Source organism: Sphingobium sp. Ant17 (assembly GCF_000588875.1).
GTDB lineage: Bacteria > Pseudomonadota > Alphaproteobacteria > Sphingomonadales > Sphingomonadaceae > Sphingobium.
Window position 1 is genome coordinate 1 of the sequence record NZ_JEMV01000012.1, and the last position, 15,050, is coordinate 15,050.

Consider the following 15,050-nt stretch of genomic DNA (forward strand, 5'->3'; position numbering starts at 1 on the left):
CGAGTCTGTTTGAAACATAGGGGGATAACAGATGGATTTCGCTTCTCGTTTAGCTGAGCTGCAAAAGCGCACGATTGAGCATCGCGAGGTTCTGTTGACCGAAGAGGCCGCAAAAACCGCGTTGGTCATGCCCTTCCTCCAATCGCTCGGCTATGATGTCTTCAATCCGAAAGAGGTTGTGCCTGAGTTCACGGCCGATGTTGGCATCAAAAAAGGCGAGAAAGTTGACTACGCCATCTGCCAGGATGGCAAGGTCAATATCCTGATTGAATGCAAGCCATCGACCGCTGAACTGAACGTCAATCACGCATCCCAGCTATTTCGCTATTTCAGCGTTACCGAATCGCGTCTCGCCATCCTTACCAATGGCGTCAATTTATCAGTTCTTTTTCAGACGTCGAAAAAGCCAAAACAAAAATGGACGAGCGGCCATTTTTTTTACGTTCAGTATGGAAGCGATAAAAGCCATCTGACATTCGAACGCTGGAAAAAGTTCGCCAAAGCAGATTTCGATATCGAGAAGATTATCCAAGAGGCGGGCCATCTCAAAACTCCAATCGCTATTGCGAAAGGCGATGGACCGGGAGTTTGCTGAACCTTCAGATGAATTTGTGAGGGTCTTCGCGGCTCATGTCGTGGAAGGGCGTCTGACACCGGGCGCGAAAGAGAGCATCGCGAAGCTAATACCTAACACCGTTGCGGCAATAATCAGGGACAAGGTCAACGAGCGACTAGCCTCGGCGCTCAATGCTTCCACGCCTACTATGGCGGAACCCGAAGAGGCGGAAATCCCGGCGCCGGAAGAAGCGATCATTACCACGCAAGAAGAGTTGAGCGGCTTTCATATTGTGCAGGCGATAGCATCACGCCTTGTCGATCCAAAGCGCATCGTCATTCGAGACAGCAAGTCATATTGCGCTATCCTTCTCGACGACAATAATCGGAAAACCATCGCGAGGCTGTGGTTCAATTCACCGACGACCCGTTATTTTGGCACATTCGAGGGCAAGGATGAGACGCGGCATCTTATGCCTGATTTGACCAGCATCTATCAATATATGGGACAGATCGAAGCGCGCCTGCGTGAACTTGACCCAACTATTCTCGCTTAGGCAATTCATACCCAACAGCACATCAATTTTGTTCCCCGGCGAAGGCCGGGGAACAGCTAAGCAAGCATTCGAGGCCCACCCATGTTGTTGAACATGGCCAAGTGATCGCTGCGAGAGTTTGCCTCTACACTTTCCCCCTCAAGCCGCCCGCCCCGACCCTTCGCCCACTTCCCCCTGTCCTACATCCCCCAACCCATGCCATGCTCCCCGTCATGCCAAACACCCCCGACCTGCTCCACTTCACCCCCGTCCAGCTGCAACGCCGCGCGCGCGGCTGGAGGCCGATGCCCAACACGCCTTCATTGATGCCTTGTCCCGATGCGGCGTCGTCGCGCAGGCGGCGCGGAGCGTTGGCTGTTCGCCGCGCTCGGCCTATCTGTTGCGGGCGCGGCCGGGGGCGGAAAGTTTCGCCGCCGCCTGGGACTGGGCGATCGAGATGGGGCTGGACGACCAGATGGGTCGTGCCGTGGCGCTGATCCGGGGCGACCGGCGGCAACCGCTGGTGCGCGGTGGCCGCATCGTCGGCCATTATAGCAAGCCCGACCGCCGGGTCATGCTTGCAGCGCTGCGGGCGCTGTCCGCCTGCACCGATGGCAGCCGCGCCATGATGCCGCATAATGCCCGTATCGCCGCCCGCGCAACTGCGCAAACGCCGCCCCCCGCCACAGCCGCCCCTTGTCACAATCAATCCGGCCGACGAAATAAAATGTCGAAATCTGCGGGAAATATGCGAAGTTAAGCGCTGACCATCCCCTTGTCGGAGCCTCATAGCATGACCGCCACGCGCCGCGATTTCCTTGTCGCCGGTTCCTCCGTCCTCGCTCTGTCGGCGCTCCCCGCCCGCGCCGCGACCGACACGCCCGACGCTCGCGCGCAATCGACGCTGGCCACCATGGCCGAAGCCATGCTCGCCGACGCCCCGGAAAGCGCCACCGGCCTTGGCCTCGACACTGGCCCCCGCGCCGCACTCAAAAGCCGCCTCGGCAACAAAAGCCCGGCAGGCCAAGCGCAGATCGCCGCCCATGTCACCGACCGCCTCGCCACCTTGCGCGCCATGGACCTCGCCCCGCTCTCCCCCGCCACCCGCACCGATGTCGAGGTCGCCCGCGCCGCGCACGAACTGGCCGCCGAAGGGTTCGCCTTCCCGTTCGGCGACATGGCGATGATGAACAGCAATTGGTCCTACCGCAACGCGCCCTATGCCGTGGCGCAGAACACCGGCAGCTTCGTCGAAACGCCCGACTTCCTCGACGCCAATCACGGCATCGAAACCCCCGCCGACGCCGACGCCTATCTCGCCCGCCTGTCCGCCTATGCCGCCAATCTCGCGGGCGAAACGCAGCGGCTGCGCCACGACGCGGGCATCGGCGTCACCGCGCCCGCCTTCCTGCTCGACAAGACATTGGGCCAGATGGCGACGGTCCAGCGCCAGCCGATCGACCAATGGGTGCCCGTCGCCTCGCTCGCCCGCCGCACCGCGTCGATGCCCGGCGACTATGGCGCGAAAGCCGCGAAGATCGTCCGCGAACAGGTCGCCCCCGCGCTCGCCGCCCAGGTCGCCGAACTCACCCGCCAGCGCGCCACCGCCACCATGGATGCGGGCGTGTGGAAACTCCCCGACGGCGAGGCCTATTATGGCTGGGCGCTCAAGGCCGGGACCACCACGACCATGACCCCCGAAGAGGTCCATGCGCTCGGCCTCGACCAGCTTGCCGCGCTGCAAAGCCAGATGGACGGGCTGCTCAAAGGGCTAGGCCTCACTAAGGGCACCGTCGGCGAACGCATGACCGCGATGGGCAAAGACCCGCGCCACCTCTTCCCCGACGACGACAAGGGCCGCGCGCAGATATTGGCCTATATCGAAGGCCGCCTGACCGACATCCGCACCCGCCTGCCGCGCGCCTTCGCGACGCTCGTCCCCGCCAAGCTGATCGTCAAGCGCGTGCCGGTGGAGATCGAGGCCGGGATGCCCGGCGCCTATGCGGGCGCTGGCTCGATCGACGGCAGCGTGCCCGGCAACTATTATATCAACCTGCGCGATACCAACAGCTGGCCGCGCTACAGCCTGCCCACCCTCACCTATCATGAGGGGATACCCGGGCACATCTGGCAGGGCGAATATAGCTATAAGCTGCCCCTCATCCGCTCGCTCCTCCCCTTCAACGCCTATAGCGAGGGCTGGGCGCTCTATGCCGAGCAGCTAGGTGACGAACTGGGCGCCTATGACGGCGATGTGGCGGGGCGGCTGGGCTATCTCCAGTCGATCGCCTATCGCTGCTGCCGTCTGGTGGTCGACACCGGCCTCCACGCCAAGCGCTGGACCCGGCAACAGGCGATCGACTGGTTCGCCACCACCAACGGCTCGACGGTCGAGGAAGTCCAGGGCGAAGTCGACCGCTATTGCGCCTGGCCGGGCCAAGCCTGCGGCTACAAGGTCGGCCACGGCGAAATCGTCCGCCTGCGCGAAGCGGCAAAAACCGCACTAGGCCCAAAATTCGACTTCCGCCTGTTCAACGACGCGGTGGTGAAGAGCGGCGGTGTGCCGATGACCGTGCTGGCGGGGAATGTGGCGGCGTGGGTCGCGGGGCGGAAGGGGGCGTAAACCTTCTCCCTGCAGGGAGAAGGATACGAAGCCTTACCGAACGCAGTGAGGTTAGGCGCAGTTGGATGAGGGTGTGCGACTATGCGATGGGGCACGTCGATGCAGCGCCGACCACCCTCACCGGCTCCGACTAGGCAGCAAGCTGCCAAGTCTCCACATCCTCTCCCTCAAGGGAGAGGAGCGTCAATTACCCCACAAATGCCCGCTCGATCACGAACTGCCCCGGCGCCGCATTCGACCCTTCGGTAAAGCCATTCGCTTCGAACCAGGCCGCGAACTGCTTGATCATTTCCATGCTGCCGCACATCATGATCCGGTCGGTTTCGGGGTCGAACTTGGCCGGCCCCTCAAGCCCCTCGAACAGCGCGCCACTCTCGACCAGCTTGTCGATCCGCACGGTGTTGCGGAACGCCTCGCGCGTCACGGTCGGCACATAATGGAACTGGGTCGCGGCCTGTTCGGCGACCAGCGGATCCTCCGCCAGCTTGCCTTCCAACTCGTCATGGAAGGCCAGGTCGCTTACCCGGCGCACCGAATGGACGACGACGACCTGCTCGTAAAATTCATAGACGTCGGGGTCACGCGCCAGGCTCAGGAAAGGGGCGAGGCCAGTGCCGGTCGACAGCATGAACAACCGCTTGCCCGGCAACAGCGCGTCGGTGACCAGCGTGCCGGTCGGCTTGCGGCCGAGGTAAATCTGGTCGCCCGGTTCGATCAGCTGCAATCGGCTCGTCAGCGGGCCGTCCTGCACCTTGATCGACAGGAATTCCAGTTCCTCGTCCCAGGCGGGGCTGGCGACCGAATAGGCGCGCAGCAGCGGCTTGCCATTCTCGCCCTTCAAACCGATCATCACGAACTCGCCCGAGCGGAAGCGGAAGCTGGCCGGGCGCGAAATGCGGAAACTGAACAGATGCTCGTTCCAGTGCCGCACCGACAGCACGGTTTCCACCGAGAGGGCACCGGTCGGTTCCAGCACCGGCTTTTCGATCGTCACGTCGTTCAAGACCTTCTTCCTTGCCAATCCATGTGCGTCCACCCGCACGGGCGTCGCCAGTTGCGTATCGTTCGCAACAACTGATATGCATCGCGAATGGAGCCAACGCGGCATGAAGCAAGGCCAAAAAAACTTGGGGGGCCGATAGCTGACCCCCCGCCAGCGTCAGGCGATCAGCCGAACAGGCCCTTGGCGATCCCGCCCAGTTCGTTCATCGGATTGCCGTCGCCATCCCGGTCGAACAGGCCACCCAGTTTGCCCATGATCGCTTCGGGGCCACCGAACGATCCCATCAATTCCTGCAACTTGTCGGCCGACACGCCATGTTCGGCGGCCACCTCGGCCAGTGCCGAAATGCTCGTTTCACCCGACCCGATCTTGGCGCTGATTTCGGTCATCAGCCCCTGCATCTGTTCGGGCGTCATCCCGATCTGTGCGGCGACCGCTTCCAGCCCGCCCATCTTGCCGATCATATCACCAAACATGTCCACTACTCCCGTTGGATGTTGACCGACAGCATAGCACCCCCGCCCCGCCGCCAAAAGCAAAAGAGCCGGAAGGTCGCCCCTCCGGCTCTCGCCTAGCCTTGGATCAGGCCGCGCCCGTTACGCCGTCGTCAGCGCCGCGCTGCGCACGGCTTCATCGACATGCTCTTCGAACTGCGCGAAATTATCGACGAACTGCTTGACCAGCACGGCGGCGGTTTCGTCATAGGCATTGGCGTCCGCCCACATGGCGCGCGGGTCCAAAATGGTCGGCTCACGCCCGCCACTGCGACCGGCACGTCGAACCCGAAATTGGGATCGGTGCGGAACGCGGCATCGTTCAGGCTGCCGTCGAGCGCGGCGTTGAGCAGCGCGCGGGTGACCTTGATCGGCATGCGCTTGATGCCGGGCATCGTCGCCTTGCCGCCCGCCCAACCGGTATTGACCAGCCAGCAGGTAACCCCGCCCTTGTTGATCCGCTCCTTGAGCAGATTGCCATAGACGGACGGATGACGCGGCATGAACGGCGCGCCGAAGCAGGTCGAGAAGGTGGCGGTCGGCTCGGTCACGCCGATCTCCGTGCCCGCCACCCGTGCGGTATAACCCGACAGGAAATGATACATCGCCTGTTCCGGGGTCAGCCGCGCGATCGGCGGCAACACGCCATAGGCGTCGGCGGTCAGGAAGATGATATTCTTCGGGACCGGCCCCAGATTCTTTTCCGACGTGTTCGGGATGAAGTCGATCGGGTAGGAACCCCGGCTATTCTCGGCCAGCGTATTATCGTCCAGGTCGATCTCGCGCGTTTCCTCGTCGATCACGACATTCTCCAGCACCGTGCCGAAGCGCTTGGTGGTGGCGAAAATCTCCGGCTCGGCCTCGGCCGACAGGTTGATCATCTTGGCATAGCAGCCGCCCTCGAAATTGAAGACCGCCGTGTCCGACCAGCCATGCTCATCATCGCCGATCAGTGTGCGCGACGCATCGGCCGACAGCGTCGTCTTGCCCGTGCCCGACAGGCCGAAGAAGACCGCCGTGTCGCCGTTCGGGCCGATATTGGCCGAACAATGCATCGGCATCACGCCCTTGACCGGCAACAGATAGTTGAGAATGCCGAACACCGACTTCTTCATTTCGCCAGCATAAGCAGTGCCGCCGATCAGGATCAGCTTCTCGGTGAAGTTGACCGCCACCACTGTCTCGCTGCGGCAACCATGGCGGGCCGGATCGGCCTTGAAGGTCGGCAGGTCGATGATCGTATATTCCGGCGCGAAATCGGCCAGTTCGTCCGCGCCCGGCCGCACCAGCAGCGTGCGGATGAACAGGTTATGCCAGGCGCGCTCGTTGATGACGCGCACATTGACGCGATGTTCGGGCTGCGACCCGCCAAACAGGTCGGCGACATAGAGCGTGTCCTTCTCGCCCAGCGCCTTGAAGAAATCCGCCTTCAGAACGGCGAAATGCTCCGGCGTCATCGCGACATTGGTGCTGCCCCACCAGACCGTCGATTCGGTCTCGGCATCGCGGACGATGAACTTGTCCTTGGCCGACCGGCCGGTATGCGTGCCGGTCTTGACGACTAGCGGGCCGTCCTTGGACAATATGCCCTCGCCGTTGCGGATGGCCGCTTCGACCAGCGGCGCGGTGCCCATATTCCAAAATTGGGTGGCATGGGTGGAAATGCCCTGGTCTGCCAGGGTGATTGAGGATTTGGCCTGCACGCCTTTGCTCCTGAATATGAAATGTCGTGTCGCACTTACTCTTATATCTGCGACCGATCCGCCCCTCTGCGTCATGCTTTTGTACCATGACGTCATCCTCGCAGACACATGGGCAATAGGGGCTTGTCCCCCCATCGTCAAATCCCTGTCACGGGCGCAGTGTCCCGAAAATCGACGGTTATGCCAAATCGCCACCGTCACCCCCTTTCTTGCAGGCGCGCGCCGCATGGTCTAACGCTCTGCCCCACTTGACCTGTTGGGAAACCGCATGACTGCAACCATCGCCTTGGTGGATGACGACAAGAATATCCTGACCTCCGTCTCGATCGCGCTTCAGTCCGAAGGCTTCATGACGCGGATCTATTCCGACCCCGAAGGCGCGCTCAAGGCGTTGCTGGACAATCCGGCGGATCTGGCCGTGTTCGATATCAAGATGCCGCGCATGGATGGTCTGGAACTGCTGCGCCGCCTGCGGGAAAAGACGCAGATGCCGGTCATTTTCCTGACGTCCAAGGCGGATGAGCTGGACGAGGCACTGGGTCTCGCCATGGGCGCGGACGACTATATCGCCAAACCCTTTTCGCAACGGCTGCTGATCGCCCGCATCCGCGCGATCCTGCGCCGCGCCGAAGCCCGGGGGGCGCCCGATACCCCGGATCAGCCGGTCGCCGACCCCATCGTGCGTGGTCGGCTGGAAATGGACCCGGCCCGTCATCGGGTGAAGTGGAACGGGCAGGATGTGACGCTGACCGTCACCGAATTCCTGATCCTCGAAACGCTCGCCGCCCGCCCCGGCGTCGTCAAGAACCGCAACCAATTGATGGACGCCGCCTATCAGGACGATGTCTATGTCGATGACCGCACGATAGACAGTCATATCAAGCGGCTGCGCCGCAAATTCCGCGAGGTGGATTCCGATTTCAACGCAATCGACACACTCTATGGCGCCGGCTACCGCTTCTCCGAAGAAGGATGACGCGCCGCTGGCGGTGCGCTGGTCGGGGCGGCTCAGCCTCACGCCGCGCATCCTGGCGGTCAATGTCTTTGCGCTGGCGCTGCTGGCGGGCGGCTTTTTCTATCTCGACAGCTATCGCACCCGGATCATCGATTCGCGCCTGGAACAATCGGCCCGCGAACTGAAATTGCTGGCGATCAGTCTAGAAAATGCCCCGGCCGACCGGCACGATGCGCTGATCGCCGCCTATGCTCGCCAGACCGGCGACCGGGTGCGCCGCTATGCGCCCGGCGGTGGCCTGATCGCCGACAGTTTCGCGATGGACGCCCCGCGCTATCGCCTGCGATCGCCGTCGGAAGAGGAATGGCAGCGCCATGTCGCGCGCTTCCTCGACAGGGCGGTGGATCGCGTCGTTTCGGCCCGCCGCCCGCCCGATTTCGTCGAACCGGCGGTGGATAGCGCCGATGCCTGGCCCGAACTGCTGCTCGCGCGCAAGACCGGCCAGCCAACCGCCATGAACCGCTACGCGCCCGACCGCACCTTCATGATATCGGCGGGCGCATCGGTGCGCGACGGGACCGCGTTGCTGGCCACCGAAAATGCGCGCGACATCACCCGCACCGTGCGCGCGGAGCGGCTGCGGCTCGGCCTTGTCCTCGCCGTCGCCATGCTCGCCTCGACCCTGCTCTCGCTGTTCCTGGCCCGCACCATCGTGCAGCCGCTCCAGCGCCTCGCCCGCGCCGCCGTCCGTGTTCGCCTCGGCCGCGCGCGCGAAGTTACCGTGCCGCGCCTGCCCGAACGGCGCGACGAGATCGGCATGCTGGCCCGCGCCCTGTCCGACATGAGCATTGCCCTGCGCCAGCGGATCGACGCCACCGACGCCTTCGCCGCCGATGTCAGCCATGAGCTCAAAAACCCCATCGCCTCGCTCCGCTCCGCGCTCGATGCGCTCGACCGGGTGGACCGGCCGGACCTGCGCGCGCAGTTGATGGCGATCGCCCAGGATGACGTTCGCCGCCTCGACCGGCTCGTCACCGACATTGCCGAAGCCTCGCGCGTCGACGCCGAACTGTCGCGCACCCGCTTCGAACCGATCGACCTTGGCCTGCTCATCGAAACCATGGTCATCGCCCGCGAAGCGCGCGGCGTGCCACGCGGCGTCCGCCTCGCCTTCGCCCGCCCGCGCAAGAATGTGGCGGTGGTGCTGGGTGAAGAGCAACGGCTGGTCCGCGTGCTCGACAATCTGATCGACAATGCCATCTCCTTCTCGCCCGACGGCGGCCTTGTCCAGATCATCGCGACCGTCGCCGACGATCAGGTGCTGGTCAGTGTCGAGGATGAAGGGCCGGGCGTCCCCGTCACCGAGCGCGAGCATGTCTTTCGCCGCTTTCACAGCGTCCGGCCGGAGGGCGAGAGTTTCGGCAAGCATAGCGGCCTTGGCCTCGCCATCGCCCGCTCCATCGTGGAGGGGCACCAGGGCCGCATCAGCATCGGCGATCGCGAGGATGCGCAGCAGGGCGCGCGCTTCATCCTGCGCCTGCCGATGGCGGTCGCGCGCGACCCCGGCATCGCATCGGAATAACGCACCGTCCCCGCGTGGGACGCTGCCCACCAATGTCATTTGCATGGCCGCTAACACAGGGTAGAAGGGCGGTCGACTTATGGCGCGCGCATTGTCCTCCGAAACGCTTCATGCGACCAGCGTGGCCATTAAGGGCCGCGCCCTGTTGCTGTGCGGCAAGAGCGGCATCGGCAAGTCCGATCTCGCCCTGCGCCTCATTGATCGCGGCGCCACCCTCATCAGCGACGATTATACCCTCATCAAACGGATCGATGGCCAATTGCTCGCCAGCGCGCCCGACCGGATTGCGGGCCAGATGGAGATACGCGGCATGGGCATCGTCGCCATGCCCCATATCGACGATATACCCGTCGCCCTGCTCATCGACCTGTTCGACAAGGTTGATCGCATGCCGCTCGAACCCTTGCTGCGCACGATCGCAGGCCTGCCGATCCCGGTCTGGAAGGTCGCCCCGTTCGAGGCCTCCGCCCCGATCAAGGTCGAATGGCTGCTGCGCGCGGTGCCGATCGCATGACCCTCTCGCACCCCAAATCCATCCTCTTGCTCTCTGGCCTGTCGGGCGCGGGCAAGACAACCGCGCTCAAGACGCTGGAGGATATGGGCTGGGAAGTGGTCGACAATCTCCCCCTCGTCCTGCTCGACCGGCTGCTCGACACACCCCTGCCCGCTGGCCATGCGGGCGAAGACGAACGCCCGCTGGCACTGGGCATCGACGCACGCACCCGCGGCTTCGATGCCAATGCCATCGTCCGCCGGATCAAGGCGCTGCGCGAACGCCATGGCCATGATGTCGAAACCCTCTTCCTCGATTGCTCGGACAGCGAATTGGAGCGCCGCTTCGCCGAAACGCGCCGCCGCCACCCGCTCGCGCTCGATCGCCCCGCCGCCGACGGCATCGCCCGCGAACGCGAACTGACTGAGGCGCTGCGCCGCTGGTCGGCGCAGGTGATCGACACCACCAGCTTCACCAGCAACACGCTGCAACAGGAAATCCGCAGCCGCTTTTCGCGCGAGCGCCTGTCCGACCCGGTGCTGACCATTCTCTCCTTCGGCTTTTCCCGCGGCGTGCCGCGCAACGCCGATCTGATGTTCGACATGCGCTTCCTGCGCAATCCGCACTGGGACGAAGCCTTGCGCCCACGCACCGGCCTCGATCCCCACGTCGCCGCCTATGTCGCCGCTGATCCCGCTTATGAGCAGGCGGTCAGCAAGATCGAGGATCTGCTCGCCACCCTGCTGCCGCGCTATGCGGAGGGGGGAAAGGCCTATATCACCGTCGCCTTCGGTTGCACCGGCGGCAAGCACCGTTCGGTCCATGTCGCCGATCGTGTCGCACGCTACTTGCAAGATGCGGGCTTTTCGCCCACGGTCTTGCACCGCAATATTGAATCGACGCCCCAAGATAGTCTGGAGAAGCGTCGTCCGGGAGGCCCGAAAGCAACGTCATGAAGCAGGTGGGCCGTAAAAGCAGATGATCGGACTCGTACTCGTCACTCATGGGTCGCTCGCGACCGAATTTGTCGTCGCGATGGAACATGTCGTCGGCCCGCAGCAGCAGATCGAAACGATCTGCATCGGGCCGGAAGACGATATGGAATTGCGCCGCGCCGACATCGCGACCGCGGTGGCGCGCGTCAATGACGGCAGCGGCGTCATCCTGCTCACCGACCTGTTCGGCGGCACCCCGTCCAACCTCGCCATCTCGCTGCTCAAGGCCGGCGAGATCGAGGTGATCGCGGGCATCAACCTGCCCATGCTCATTCGCCTGGAAAGCGCGCGCAAGGTCATGGACGTGCGCACCGCCGTCGCCGCCGCGCGCGAGGCAGGCCAGAAATATATCAGCGTAGCGTCGGAACTGTTGGGCAGCACCACATGAATGAAATCAGCCAGGAAGTGCGCATCAGCAACAAGCGCGGCCTCCACGCCCGCGCCAGCGCCAAATTCGTGACCCTGGCGAGCGGCCTGCCCGCCGACATCATCGTCAGCAAGGATGGCAGCCACGTCACCGGCACCTCGATCATGGGCCTCATGATGCTGGGCGCCGCCATGGGCGACAGCATCACCATCAAGGCCACCGGCCCCGAAGCGCATGATTCGCTCGGCAAGCTGGTGAGCCTGGTCGAAGACAAATTCGGCGAGGAATGACGCCAGGGGCAAAAGGCGAGCGGCATTGTCCCCCCCGCCCGCTTGGCGGAGGGGCAGCGAGACTTAGGCGCGCAGCGCCTTAGGCGCAGCGGGGTTGGCCAACGCACCCTCGCGCAAGCCCACCCCCTACCTTTCAGGGAGGAGCGTTTCTGGCTGGGTTGGGCGGGAAGCGGACTGCCCGGTAGTGAGCGAAAAATCGGGGTTAGTTGCCGTTTGGCCAAATCCAATTTCGGATCGATGCCGACCGCTCCGACACCTTGTCAAGGTGGGTGTTCGCTTGCCGCTCTTGAAAACTCGTCTGACCGTAGCCTTTGGCCCAACGATACATTGAGACGAGCATGACGACGAACATGCCGACACCCCCTAGGACCAAAATGATCGTGGAAATTGGCCCATTGCTAGGCAAGCCGATGATCTCAAGTATCCCAATCAGGGCGATGCTCAACATAACCGGAACGCCCCAAACGAACCGCTGAGCAAATGCAAAGACGGGGTTGTAGCGCCGGGCGGCCCAATCTCGATCCATCCATCTGATGATCGACTTCATCACGGCAATCCTTCCAACCAGTGGCTTAAGGCAAACTTTGGATGTCCGCTAGCGAGCATGTGCTATAATTATTTGAATGTAGAAACTGGTCGGTTTCAGTCATCCTCCCCTGGCAGGGGAGGTGGCAGGGCGTAGCCCTGACGGAGGGGTGTCACGCTCTCGATAAGGGTTACACCCCTCCACCGGCTTCGCCGGTCCCCCTCCCCTTATAGGGGAGGATTTTAGGGCAAATGCTGGTCGCTTCAAGACCCCCCGGCCGCCCCCATCCAACAACCTTCCAATGTAGGATAATCTCTGATCTATCCTGTCAGATGCCCCCCCCCGCGCCGCCCTTCTACATGCCCCACGTCAGCCCGACCCCTGTCGCCGCACTGGCGCGCAACTGTCGCGTCAACGTCGCATCGCTGTCGCGTCGCTGTGACCCATTCATTACCCAACCGTCGCGTCACCGCGTCTTCGCAACCGCTTCTGCGTTACGATTGCCCCGAAAAACCCGACGACGGTGTGAACTTCGCCGCTGTGACCTTAGCAGGCGTGACCTTAGGCCCCGCCCTTCCGCTTCTGCGCCCGCCGCGCAAAGATGTTCAGGCACTCGACCAGCGTCGAAAAGGCCATCGCCGCATAGATATAGCCCTTGGGCACATGCACGCCAAAGCCATCAGCGATCAGCACCGCGCCGATCATCAGCAGGAAGCCGAGCGCCAGCATCACCACGGTCGGGTTCTTCGCGATGAAGTTGGCGAGCGGATCGGCCGCCAGCACCATCGCCGTCACCGCGACCAGGACCGCGATCACCATGATCGCCAGATTGTCGGTCATGCCGACCGCCGTCAGGATCGAATCGAGCGAGAAGATCATGTCGAGCAGGATGATCTGCACGATCGCGCTGCCGAAGGTGATGGTCGCGACGCTTTTCTTGTCCAGCACATCGTCGCCGCCTGCCGGATCGACAGTGTGATGGATTTCCTTGGTCGCCTTCCAGATCAGGAACAGGCCGCCGACGATCAGGATGAGGTCGCGCCAGGAAAATTCGGTTTCGAAGGTCGGCGCGCCATATTCGTTCAACGGCCCGCTGATCCCCAGGTCAAACACCGGCGCGGTCAGGCCGACGATCCAGGCGATCATCGAAAGCAAGACCAACCGCATGCCGAGCGCCAGGCCGATGCCGATGCGCCGCGCCTTCTGCCGCTGCTCGACCGGCAGTTTGTTGGTCAGGATCGAAATGAACACCAAATTGTCGATGCCCAGCACCACTTCCATGACCACCAGCGCGATGAGCGCGGCAATGGCGGTGGGGTCGGTAAAAGCGGCAATCAGACTGTCCATGATGATCCTTCCACGCTGCCATTTGGCACGGGACCGCAACGATGCGAAGGCCAGACGGTTCCGGCCGACACACTTTGTCACATGTCGACGCTATCATCGCAAAAAGCGCCCGCCAAGCATCTGGACTAGCGCGGTCCAGTCGCTTAGCGAAGGCACGTTCTCCTCTTCAAGCTGCGGCCTGACGCTGCGGCGTTCAAGCCCCAAGCGAAAGGCGGCCCATGGCAAGAACCACCCTCACCCGTTTCCTGATCGAACAGCAGCGGCTGGCCGAAGCCCTGCCCGCCGAATTGCGCCTGCTGATCGAAACCGTGGCGCGCGCGTGCAAGACGATCAGCCATGCCGTCAGCAAAGGCGCGCTGGGCGAAGTCCTCGGCAGTCTCGACAGCGAAAATGTCCAGGGCGAGGTCCAGAAGAAGCTGGACGTCATCGCCAATGAAATGCTGCTCGATGCCAATGAATGGGGCGGCCATCTCGCCGCCATGGCATCGGAGGAGATGGAGACGATCCACCGCATCCCCAATCGCTATCCCAAGGGCGAATATCTGCTGCTGTTCGATCCGATCGACGGGTCCAGCAACATCGACGTCGATCTGTCGGTCGGCACCATATTCTCGGTGCTCAAAGCGCCGGAAGCCTGCGCCGGTCGCGAAGTGACGGAGGAGGATTTCCTGCAGGACGGCCGGGCACAGGTCGCGGCGGGCTATGCCATTTACGGGCCGCAAACGCTGCTGGTGCTAAGCGTCGGCACCGGCGTCTATGAATTCACGCTCGACCGCGAAGTCGGCAGTTGGGTCATGACCGACGCCAATATGCAAATGCCGCAGGGCAAGTGCGAATTTGCCATCAACATGTCGAACCGTCGCCAATGGTCGCCCGCCGTGGCCCGCTATGTCGAAGAACGGGTGATGGGCGGCGCAGGGCCATGCGGCCAGGATTATAATATGCGCTGGACCGCCTCGATGGTGGCGGACGTGCATCGCATCCTCAAGCGCGGCGGGATTTTCCTCTATCCCTACGACCATCGCAATCCGGGCAAGGCCAAGCTGCGGCTGATGTATGAAGCCAATCCGATGAGCTATCTGATCGAACAGGCCGGTGGCGCGTCGAGCGACGGGTTCCAGCCGATCATGGACGTGGCCGCGACCAGCCTGCACCAGCGCGTCGGCGTGGTGCTGGGCGATCGGGCCGAAGTGGAAGCAGTGGTCGCTTATGGCCGCGAGATGGCAACGGCATAGGATGAAAAGAAAATGGGGGAGAGCGCAACCAAGCGCTCAATCCCCCAACTATGCCCCGCCTGCCGGTCTTACCGGCGGCCCCTCTCCAGAAACATGTTATATGGCGCGGCAACAGCGAGGGATGCCTAGCCCAAGCCGAAGACAAAAAAAAGGCTGATCGTGAGACCAGCCTGAAAAGTTTAGGAGAGGATGCCTGAAAGGCACAGTCTTGTTGCCAGCCGGTGGGTTATTCGCAAATGCGAAACATAAAGGGGCAATTGCGCAAACTGCAATCGTCGCTTGCTATGGCGCCCTTCCCCTTACGGAAAGCCGGTGTGGCTCCTGACCGACGACGGCGATTCGCCAT

15 protein-coding genes and 1 pseudogene are annotated in these 15,050 nt (G+C 62.9%); 11 read left to right on the forward strand and 5 right to left on the reverse strand.

The features are described 5' to 3' along the window. Positions 1-31: 31 nt before the first annotated feature. The 4 genes from BF95_RS28865 (at position 32) to BF95_RS07390 (ending at position 3,714) form a co-directional block, all read left to right on the forward strand. Positions 32-595: a type I restriction endonuclease gene (locus BF95_RS28865; protein WP_235209623.1), complete on the forward strand. Its 564-nt coding sequence runs from the start codon at positions 32-34 to the stop codon at positions 593-595. Then, the gene (locus BF95_RS28870) at positions 576-1,112 is read left to right on the forward strand and encodes a hypothetical protein (protein WP_235209624.1); all 537 of its coding nucleotides are present in this window, start codon (positions 576-578) and stop codon (positions 1,110-1,112) included. The genes BF95_RS28865 and BF95_RS28870 overlap by 20 nt, the downstream gene beginning before the upstream one ends. Positions 1,113-1,422: 310 nt before the next feature. After that, entirely contained in the window at positions 1,423-1,851 is a 429-nt protein-coding gene (locus BF95_RS07385) for a hypothetical protein (RefSeq protein ID WP_200866896.1), read from the forward strand. Positions 1,852-1,884: 33 nt separating this feature from the next. Beyond that, positions 1,885-3,714 (forward strand): DUF885 domain-containing protein, encoded by a 1,830-nt coding sequence (locus tag BF95_RS07390; RefSeq protein WP_043150486.1) that lies wholly within the window; start codon positions 1,885-1,887, stop codon positions 3,712-3,714. Between the two features lie 187 nt (positions 3,715-3,901). Here the strand turns inward: BF95_RS07390 and BF95_RS07395 are convergent, their stop codons facing one another. The 3 genes and pseudogenes from BF95_RS07395 to BF95_RS07405 form a co-directional block, all read right to left on the reverse strand. Then, positions 3,902-4,717: a ferredoxin--NADP reductase gene (locus BF95_RS07395; RefSeq protein ID WP_043150589.1), complete on the reverse strand. Its 816-nt coding sequence runs from the start codon at positions 4,715-4,717 to the stop codon at positions 3,902-3,904. A 164-nt stretch (positions 4,718-4,881) separates the two neighbouring features. Beyond that, the gene (locus BF95_RS07400; protein WP_081764073.1) at positions 4,882-5,193 is read right to left on the reverse strand and encodes a hypothetical protein; all 312 of its coding nucleotides are present in this window, start codon (positions 5,191-5,193) and stop codon (positions 4,882-4,884) included. Between the two features lie 120 nt (positions 5,194-5,313). Next, positions 5,314-6,914: pseudogene (locus tag BF95_RS07405) on the reverse strand (phosphoenolpyruvate carboxykinase). A gap of 268 nt (positions 6,915-7,182) precedes the next feature. Here BF95_RS07405 and BF95_RS07410 point away from each other — a divergent pair. The 6 genes from BF95_RS07410 (at position 7,183) to BF95_RS07435 (ending at position 11,596) form a co-directional block, all read left to right on the forward strand. Then, positions 7,183-7,890 (forward strand): response regulator transcription factor, encoded by a 708-nt coding sequence (locus BF95_RS07410; RefSeq protein WP_043150490.1) that lies wholly within the window; start codon positions 7,183-7,185, stop codon positions 7,888-7,890. Then, positions 7,856-9,451: a sensor histidine kinase gene (locus BF95_RS07415; RefSeq protein ID WP_043150492.1), complete on the forward strand. Its 1,596-nt coding sequence runs from the start codon at positions 7,856-7,858 to the stop codon at positions 9,449-9,451. Before BF95_RS07410 ends, BF95_RS07415 begins: the two co-directional genes overlap by 35 nt. Before the next feature lie 79 nt (positions 9,452-9,530). Then, positions 9,531-9,965: an HPr kinase/phosphorylase gene (locus tag BF95_RS07420; RefSeq protein WP_043150493.1), complete on the forward strand. Its 435-nt coding sequence runs from the start codon at positions 9,531-9,533 to the stop codon at positions 9,963-9,965. Continuing rightward, entirely contained in the window at positions 9,962-10,900 is a 939-nt protein-coding gene (gene rapZ / locus BF95_RS07425; protein WP_043150590.1) for an RNase adapter RapZ, read from the forward strand. Before BF95_RS07420 ends, rapZ begins: the two co-directional genes overlap by 4 nt. A gap of 22 nt (positions 10,901-10,922) precedes the next feature. Continuing rightward, complete coding sequence (locus BF95_RS07430; RefSeq protein WP_043150494.1) at positions 10,923-11,327, forward strand: PTS sugar transporter subunit IIA; 405 nt, start codon at positions 10,923-10,925, stop codon at positions 11,325-11,327. Then, the gene (locus tag BF95_RS07435; protein ID WP_037477255.1) at positions 11,324-11,596 is read left to right on the forward strand and encodes an HPr family phosphocarrier protein; all 273 of its coding nucleotides are present in this window, start codon (positions 11,324-11,326) and stop codon (positions 11,594-11,596) included. The genes BF95_RS07430 and BF95_RS07435 overlap by 4 nt, the downstream gene beginning before the upstream one ends. 202 nt (positions 11,597-11,798) lie before the next feature. Here BF95_RS07435 and BF95_RS07440 read toward each other — a convergent pair whose 3' ends face one another. Then, positions 11,799-12,143, reverse strand: a complete 345-nt coding sequence (locus BF95_RS07440) for a hypothetical protein (RefSeq protein ID WP_043150495.1) — start codon at positions 12,141-12,143, stop codon at positions 11,799-11,801. A gap of 540 nt (positions 12,144-12,683) precedes the next feature. Beyond that, positions 12,684-13,469, reverse strand: coding sequence for a TerC family protein (locus BF95_RS07445; protein WP_076605509.1), 786 nt, complete (start codon positions 13,467-13,469; stop codon positions 12,684-12,686). Between the two features lie 218 nt (positions 13,470-13,687). On the opposite strand from BF95_RS07445, the gene BF95_RS07450 reads away from it, so the two are divergent. Next, positions 13,688-14,704: a class 1 fructose-bisphosphatase gene (locus BF95_RS07450; protein WP_043150496.1), complete on the forward strand. Its 1,017-nt coding sequence runs from the start codon at positions 13,688-13,690 to the stop codon at positions 14,702-14,704. Positions 14,705-15,050 lie beyond the last annotated feature (346 nt).